The sequence below is a fragment of the Clostridium sp. AM27-28 genome (assembly GCF_003480955.1).
Lineage (GTDB): Bacteria > Bacillota > Clostridia > Lachnospirales > Lachnospiraceae > Otoolea > Otoolea fessa.
Genome location: NZ_QUJT01000016.1, coordinates 44,771 through 51,745 on the forward strand (window position 1 = coordinate 44,771; position 6,975 = coordinate 51,745).

General features: G+C 49.9%; 7 protein-coding genes and 5 tRNA genes. All 12 read right to left on the minus strand.

Translation table 11 applies throughout. The features are described 5' to 3' along the window. Positions 1–135 precede the first annotated feature (135 nt). Complete coding sequence (locus DW720_RS14490) at positions 136–990, minus strand: bifunctional 5,10-methylenetetrahydrofolate dehydrogenase/5,10-methenyltetrahydrofolate cyclohydrolase (RefSeq protein WP_118492516.1); 855 nt, start codon at positions 988–990, stop codon at positions 136–138. 72 nt (positions 991–1,062) lie between these two features. After that, positions 1,063–1,395, minus strand: a complete 333-nt coding sequence (locus DW720_RS14495; RefSeq protein WP_117796890.1) for an AzlD domain-containing protein — start codon at positions 1,393–1,395, stop codon at positions 1,063–1,065. A 41-nt stretch (positions 1,396–1,436) separates the two neighbouring features. Further along, positions 1,437–2,183: an AzlC family ABC transporter permease gene (locus tag DW720_RS14500; protein ID WP_118492518.1), complete on the minus strand. Its 747-nt coding sequence runs from the start codon at positions 2,181–2,183 to the stop codon at positions 1,437–1,439. A gap of 34 nt (positions 2,184–2,217) precedes the next feature. Beyond that, positions 2,218–2,526 carry a hypothetical protein gene (locus DW720_RS14505; RefSeq protein WP_107001309.1) on the minus strand — a complete coding sequence of 103 codons (309 nt, stop codon included), beginning with the start codon at positions 2,524–2,526 and terminating at the stop codon, positions 2,218–2,220. A gap of 5 nt (positions 2,527–2,531) precedes the next feature. Next, positions 2,532–4,244, minus strand: coding sequence for a single-stranded-DNA-specific exonuclease RecJ (gene recJ, locus DW720_RS14510; RefSeq protein WP_118492520.1), 1,713 nt, complete (start codon positions 4,242–4,244; stop codon positions 2,532–2,534). Between the two features lie 34 nt (positions 4,245–4,278). After that, complete coding sequence (locus DW720_RS14515; protein WP_107001307.1) at positions 4,279–4,866, minus strand: M48 family metallopeptidase; 588 nt, start codon at positions 4,864–4,866, stop codon at positions 4,279–4,281. Beyond that, positions 4,820–5,245 carry a hypothetical protein gene (locus tag DW720_RS14520; RefSeq protein ID WP_022358685.1) on the minus strand — a complete coding sequence of 142 codons (426 nt, stop codon included), beginning with the start codon at positions 5,243–5,245 and terminating at the stop codon, positions 4,820–4,822. The genes DW720_RS14515 and DW720_RS14520 overlap by 47 nt, the downstream gene beginning before the upstream one ends. Positions 5,246–5,865: 620 nt before the next feature. Next, a tRNA-Arg gene (locus tag DW720_RS14525) sits at positions 5,866–5,939 on the minus strand. Between the two features lie 156 nt (positions 5,940–6,095). Continuing rightward, positions 6,096–6,168 (minus strand) — tRNA-Val (locus DW720_RS14530). 61 nt (positions 6,169–6,229) lie between these two features. Beyond that, positions 6,230–6,303, minus strand: a tRNA-Asp gene (locus tag DW720_RS14535). Between the two features lie 38 nt (positions 6,304–6,341). Continuing rightward, positions 6,342–6,415: transfer RNA gene (locus DW720_RS14540), tRNA-Ile, on the minus strand. A 22-nt stretch (positions 6,416–6,437) separates the two neighbouring features. Further along, positions 6,438–6,510 (minus strand) — tRNA-Asn (locus tag DW720_RS14545). Positions 6,511–6,975 lie beyond the last annotated feature (465 nt).

Sequence of the window (6,975 nt, forward strand, 5' to 3'; positions counted from 1 at the left end):
TCTGTTTCATCCGTGAGTTCCACCCCACAATGGGTTCGGACCTTCCGGAATAACTGCTGGTACACTGTCATTCTTACTATAGTTATACCTGAAAACGAGAGGAAATGTATTGCTTTTCTCTTAACTTTCTTTCGCTTATTTATTACTATTTTTTTCCTGTTTCATCCGTGCTGCGCGCACCAGATGCTGTGCCAAAACCGCCGTCGTCACGCCGCCGACACCGCCCGGAACCGGGGTTGCCGCCGAAGCAGTTCCTTCCAGATCGGCAAAATCCACATCGCCGCAGAGTTTTCCATTTTCATCTACATTGATCCCAACGTCAATGACAACCGCATCCTTTTTTACATAAGTGTGGTTAATCATCGCTGCTTTTCCCACGCAGGCAGTCAGAATATCCGCCTCCCGGCATACCTCCGGCAGGCTGGCAGTTCTCGAGTGGCAGATGGTCACGGTCGCATTTTCATGCAGAAGCAGCATCGAAAGCGGGCGTCCCACAACCATGCTTCTTCCTACGACTGCCACCCGTTTGCCAGAAAGCGCGATATCGTTCATTTTCAGCATGCATACCACTGCCTCCGCCGTACACGGCGCAAAACCGCTCGTATCGCCGCTGAACACCTTTGCGATATTGACTGGGGAAATACCGTCCAGATCCTTCGCCGGATCGATCATTTTTTCAATATCCTGCTCGTTGATCTGTTTTGGAAGCGGGCGCAGCATTAAAATACCGTCCACCGACGCATCCGCATTGATCGCCGCAAACTCCCTCTTAAATGCCTCGTCCGAGATATCTCCCGGAAATACCTTCGATTCCACCTCAAGCCCGAACGATGTCAGCTTCTTCGTCGCGCCTTTCTCATAGGAAATATCATCCGGATTCTCGCCCACCCGGATAATCGTCAGTTTCGGCACCCATGTCAGGGTTTCCAGCCCTTTTTCCACCTGCTCTTTCAGCTTTGCCGAAACAGCGGCTCCCTTCATTGTAATCATCTTGTCTGCACCTTTCGTTTTTATTTATGATGAATTTCCCGCGCTTTCGCGCATATTCATTTTAAATTTTTCTTAAAATGAAAGCGACGCCAAAAGACCGGCTCCGCCTGCCATCTCAAGCAGGTAAACCGTCACAATCGCCGCGATCGCCACTACCACCAGGCTCTTTCCCTTATATCCCAAAATCACCGCTACGATCGTTCCTCCGACCGCCGAATAGAGATGTCCTGTGGAGGTAAATACATCCGGAAATGTCAGTGCTCCCAGCACTGCATACGGCGTATAATCTAAGAAAGATCGGATAAACTTCGAACGGATCTGTTTCCGGAAAATCGTAACCGGAAGAACACGTGGAATATATGTAACCAGTGCCATCAAAAGGACACAGGTCAGCACGTATTTCATATCGAGTGTTCCGGCTGCTCCTGCTGCCTCTGCTGTATTCATCATTCTGCCCCCTCTTTCTGACTCTCGTCCTGACCGGCTTCTTTACCGTCGGGATCATGCGGGAATTTCCATGCACCGAACGCCGATGCCGCGATCGTAACCAGAATCACCCGGAAACCGGAGGAAATACCGGCAAAAACCGGAACATATTTTAAAATGCACACCATCACAACTGCCAGAATGATGACGCAGCACACCGACCGCGATTTGCGTGCCGCCGGCAGAATCAGTGCAATAAACATCGCGTACAGGGCAATTCCCATCGCATTCTGCAGCGCCTGCGGCAGAACCGCCGAGATCGCGCCTCCCAGCCAGGTTCCAAGATTCCACCCCAGAATCGGCATCGTGATAAGTCCCAGCATATACGACGCTTTCAAAATGCCCGGATGCAGGGAACTGACGACAAACGTCTCATCCGTGATGCCGAATGCCAATGCCAAGCGCGCCCCGGTTCCCGTCTTTTCATCGAGCTTCTGGGACAGGGACAGTGACATCAGCATATAGCGCAGGTTAATGACAAACGTCGTCAATGCCACCTCAAAGTACCCAGCCCCCGCCAGAATCAGGTTTGTCCCTGCGAACTGTCCGGCGCTCGTTAAGTTCGTCAGCGATATAAAAACTGCTACCCAGACCGACAGACCGCCCGACACCGCCAGGAAGCCAAACGTAAAGGAGACCGGCAGATACCCCAGTCCAATGGGGATACCGCTCTTTAGCCCCTCATAAAATGTCTTTTTCCAACTCATTCTACTTTTTCACTCTTTCTGTTCACGCAACCGTCTATTTTTCAGGCTTCACATACCGCGCATGCTGCCCGTTCAGCCACTCTACCCCGCTCACAATTCCTTCTTCCGAAAACGGAAATTCCTCGCGGGTCTTCTCCTCTTCCGGCGTTGCGTCGTATCCATATGGTTCCGGCCACGATGTCACGGTCAGGACTGTCTCCTCGACCGTCTCGCCATCTGCGCCGTCTTCTTTCGGTACTTCGCGCTTTGTCATCTCCATCCGGTAGCGCATCCCGGTATCACTTCCGGTAAATTTTTCTTTTTTCAGGAAATTGACCGGCATCACATCTTTTCTCGTTATCATGCCATTTACCCCCGGAATTTATAACGGCGAATCACCGCCTGCAGCGTTTTTCTTCCATTGTACTCATTGATGTCCGGATAATACACGACGTCGATCTCCCGCCGTCCGGCGCGCTCTTCCTCAAACGCCGTTCCGTCACCGAAATATAGCGCCTCGATCGCGTGTCCGTCTGTCTCTTCCAACGTCATTTTTACGACATTCCGGTTGCGCCCCAGCACGCGGCTCGCCCGGATGCGAAGTGATTTCTCTGCAAACAGCGGTTTTTCGTTACCCTGTCCAAACGGTTCGAGACAGGAAAGCTCCCTCACAAGTCGTTCTGTCACATATCCCACCGGCATCGGCACATCGATCCAGACTTTCGCTTTAAAATCTTCCTCCGTCAGCCCCGCATTTTCATTCAGTCTGCGCCGGAACTCGTCAATGTTCTTCTCTTCCAGCGAAAGCCCGGCTGCCAGCGGATGCCCGCCAAATTTGAGCAGCAGATCGCTGACCTCTGTCAGCTTTTTAAACATATGGTACTCATCGATGGAACGTCCCGAGCCTTTGACCGCCTCCTCGCCGCGCGTCAGCACGATCGCCGGCTTCTGATAATATTCCCTCAGGCGCCCTGCAATAATGCCCGCCAGCGATTCATGGCATTCTGGCAGAAAGACCACCAGCACCTTGTCCTTCTGGTACCAGCTCTCTACCTGCAGCTTCGCCGCCTCAGTCCCCTGCTCGGTCATATCCTTGCGGGTATCATTTAATTCCTTAAGTTCCTCTGCCAGGCGTTCCGCCTCTTCCTCACTCTGCGCCCGCAGAAGCGCCAGCGCTTCCTTTGCCGTTTTTAATCGTCCGCCCGCATTCAGGCACGGTCCAATGACAAATCCGATATGGTATGCTGTGATCGCCCCCAGATCAAGATTATTTTTCTCCGCCAGTCTGCGAAGCCCTAGATTTTTGGTCTGCGCCATCTTTTTAAGACCGTATTTTACCAGAATCCGGTTCTCATCCTGCAGCTTCATCACATCACCGACCGTCGCAATCGCGGCAAATTCAAGCAAATCCAGCCATTCCATCTGCGGCACGCCCCGGCGAGCATATAAAACCTGCACCAGCTTGTACGCCACCACTGCGCCGCAGATCTCCGGAAATGGGTACGGACAGTCTGCCTGTTTCGGATCGATCACCGCATCCGCCGGGGGAATCTTCTCTTTTTCCCCATCTAAGGGCACCTCATGATGATCCGTGATGACAACCGTCATGCCATATTTCTTCGCCAGCTCCACCTGATGGAACGCGGAAATACCATTGTCACAAGTCAGAATCACCTCCACGCCGTCCGCGTGCGCCTGTTCGATGATCGATTCATTGATTCCGTAGCCATCCTTGATGCGATCCGGTATCTCAAAATCTACATCACTGCCCAGCCGTTCAAATGCCTGCAATAATATGTACGTCGAACAGACGCCGTCAATATCATAATCACCGACGATCCGTATCTTCTTTCCAGTATCCACAGCCTCGCACAGGATGGAAACGGCACGCTCCATATCTTTTAACAGCATCGGATCATACAGATCATCCAGCGTGCCATTTAAATAGCGGTCGATCGCCGCCTCTCCTTCGATCCCACGGTTCCGGATAATACGCGCCGTAACCGGATCGATCCGAAACCGCGCCCCGATCTGCTTAAAATCTGCTTTCTTGGTCTGAAGCATCCAGACTTCTTCTGCCATTTTGTTCCTCCTATTATCTAGATGTACTTCTTTTCTATATCACATACTCCCTAAGCCGCCTGCGCCGTTCCCGCCAGTCCGGCAGTATATTCTCCACCTGCGTCCAGAAACGCGCGGAATGGTTCATTTCCAGCCGGTGTGCCAGCTCATGGACAATCACATAATTCATCAGATCCTCCGGCAAAAGTGCCAACCGCCAGTTAAAATTTAGGTTTCCAGCTGCGCTGCAGCTTCCCCAACGCGTTTTCTGGTTCCGGATTGTGATTTTTCCATAGGTTACGCCCATGCACGCCGCATATAAAGCAACCCGGTGCATGAGCACCGGGCGCAGCTTTTCTGTGAAATTTCGGATTTCTTCCGCTCCATATGTTTTCCGGTTCCTCTGGCGTTCCACCGCTTCTTTATAATGGACTTCTATCCAGTCGCGGTGCTCCTCGGCAAACCGCATCGCAGCCTGCACCGAAGCCCTCCTCGGAATCCGGAGTACCAGGCGTCCTTCCGCCGTGATCTGGATGGCGATCGTCTTCCGGGAAGACCGAACCACCTCACATGGAATCAATCCTTCTTCCGGCTCATCAGATAACGGAGAATGCCATGGGTTTTGTATCCTCAAGTATTGCATACAATTTCCCGTCTCTTTCATCGATTGTGCGCGCCGCATCTTCCAGTGCGCGTTCCAGACGTTTTTCCAGTTCTTTCTTCTCATCATCCGCCGCTTCATCCCGGATTACTTCCAGGCAGTAATCATCTGCCAGGCGGGCAGCCAGCATCTGTACCAGACCATCCAATGTCTTCTCCGGTGTCTCCAGAATTTTCTTAAACTCCGGATCCTCCGGCTGTTCTTCTGTATCCATCTCATACGGATCCCGCTCGTTCATCTCAATCACATTCATCCATTCCGGTTTTTCATCGGCATTGGTAAAATTCATCTGACCGACCAGGCAGTCGTAAATCTCTGCCTCGCTCGATATCTGCTTCATATCTAACTGAACTAACTGCATCTCTTCTCCTTTCCGCTGTGTCAGAATCCGTGATGCATCTCCCAGCTTCTTCCCAGCCTTTCTATTTTATTCTGCCCACTTAAAACCTACGCGTTCAGCAGCGCCACCGCTGCAAAAAACGGCACCAGCCATTTAGCGACAGAACCAATTTTTATCAGATATTCTGTTTTCATAATTCCTCCACGCGGTCTTTCATAGAAACCGCAAAGCTATCTGCCTTGATAGGGACAGCCCTATTATTATATCGGTCATGCGGTAAAAAGTCAATTCCGGGCTGTCGTAAACGGAATAAAGAATGTGCTCAGGGTTACGGTTCGCACACGTGTGCCCATCAACGGGATTTTGCCGATACTGCACATTCTAAATCGACAAAATCTGCTGCCAGAACTGTATCGTACGGAATTTTCAGTTCAGAAAATTCCTACCTGTGAACAGTTGCTGCCTTGACACATTCTCGCGCCGAGCGCGTCGCTTGCGACAACCTGCATCTTCGCGCAAGTGCACATCATTGGCACGTTAGTGCATTTTTGTGTAATAGGAAATTCCTTGGAATTCCCTATTATACAAAAAAAGCACCCTCAAAAGGATGCTTTTTGCTCTCTGACAACCAGAGAAATCGACGTGCGTGAGAAGATTCGAACTCCCGACACCTTGGTCCGTAGCCAAGTGCTCTATCCAGCTGAGCTACACACACATACTTTTTATTCTTAACGAACAAGTCATATTATACAACTCATTCTGAAGAATGTCAACTGTTTTTTAGATTTTTTTGAATTTCTTTTATTGTTGATTCATTTCAAATTATATCGATATAACAACCAGAAATTCTTCTTACTTTCCAACAATGAAATGGGGCCTACAGGGCTCGAACCTGTGACCCTCTGCTTGTAAGGCAGATGCTCTCCCAGCTGAGCTAAGACCCCATTACGATACTCTGTCCCTCAATCCGCTTACGCGAACCAATTTATAACAGTCGTATCAAAACGACCCGGATGGGGTTCGAACCCACGACCTCCGCCGTGACAGGGCGGCGCTCTAACCAGCTGAGCCACCGGGCCAAATATTAAATTATTTATTTACCTCATATTGGGTAGAGTGGACCTTCGGGGACTCGAACCCGGGACCGACCGGTTATGAGCCGGTTGCTCTAACCAACTGAGCTAAAGGTCCATAAAGTATATGGATCAAAAAACTCCCCGAGTAGGACTCGAACCTACGACAGCGCGGTTAACAGCCGCGTGCTCTACCGACTGAGCTATCGAGGAATATTGCTTTCCAACAACGTAGATAAGTATAACCGATTATATTTTAAATGTCAACTACTTTTTCAAAAAAATCGAAAAATCTATTCTTTTCATCGGATGTTACCGTCTTCTCGCTGCATGAGCAGCATGACGCATCCTTAAATTTCGGGTTCAGAACTCATATAATCTTGGCAAAAATAGAAAGAGATATTCTTTCTGGCGACGCAGAAACAGCACAGCGCTCAAAAAGAAATGTGCAAAACACCAGATACCTCCGCGGCTATAAAAAGCAGAAAACAATGAGTTTTCTGTCAACGCATACGTGCGCATCATTGGCACGTTAGTGCCTTTTTGTGTAATAGGGACTTCCAAGGAATTTCCTATTACACAAAAAACCGTCATACATTTCTGTACAACGGTCTTTTTTACATATCTTCAAAACTGCACACTGAATTTCTTCTACTCTCTATCTTTCATCCTTCAGGA